Source organism: Mycobacterium sp. IS-1264, assembly GCF_001954195.1.
Lineage (GTDB): Bacteria > Actinomycetota > Actinomycetes > Mycobacteriales > Mycobacteriaceae > Mycobacterium.
The window spans coordinates 1-726 of the sequence record NZ_MBES01000033.1; the positions used below are offsets into that span (position 1 = coordinate 1).

Annotated in this window: 1 protein-coding gene; it reads left to right on the top strand. The window is 60.6% G+C overall.

Annotation, left to right across the window (positions count from 1 at the left end; genetic code table 11):
- On the top strand, positions 1 to 726 hold a 726-nt coding region (locus A5744_RS06345; protein WP_139331259.1), incomplete at both ends, for an AMP-binding protein.

Consider the following 726-nt stretch of genomic DNA (forward strand, 5'->3'; position numbering starts at 1 on the left):
CCACCGGGACGCCCATAGGCGTTGCCATCACCCACCACAACATCACCCAACTCCTCACCACACTCGACCCGTTCACCCCAAACGACACCCCCCCACACCACCTGCCCACACCGGACAACCTCGCCTACATCATCTACACCTCGGGCTCCACCGGACGCCCCAAAGCCGTCGCCATCACCCAACGCAACGTGGTGGCGTTGTTTGCGGGCCTTAAGAAGTGGATCGGTTTCCCACCCACCGATGTCTGGGCTTGGTGCCATTCACCGGCGTTCGACGTCTCGGTGTGGGAGTTGTGGGGAGCGCTGCTGCACGGCGCACGGGTCGTGGTGGTGCCATGGGATACGGTGCGGTCGCCGCTGAAAATGTGGCAACTACTGCTTCGGAAGCGTATTACGGTACTCAGCCATACTCCGTCGGCATTTTACGAGCTGATGCGCGCGGAGCACGAATGCCCTTCTACCGCAAAGAGTTCCGCTTTGCGAATGGTGGTGTTCGCCGGGGAGGCATTGGATACATCGCGACTGCGAGGCTGGTATCCGGATGAACGCCCGCACGCGCCGGCCTTGATCAACATGTACGGCACTACCGAAACCACTGTGCATTTAACGTATTTGGAGCTGAAAACCGAGCACGCCGGACACAAACCGTCGCCGATTGGTGTGCCGTTGGGCAATATGCGGGTGTTTGTGCTTGATGCGGGGTTGTCTCCGGTTCCGGTGGGGGTGC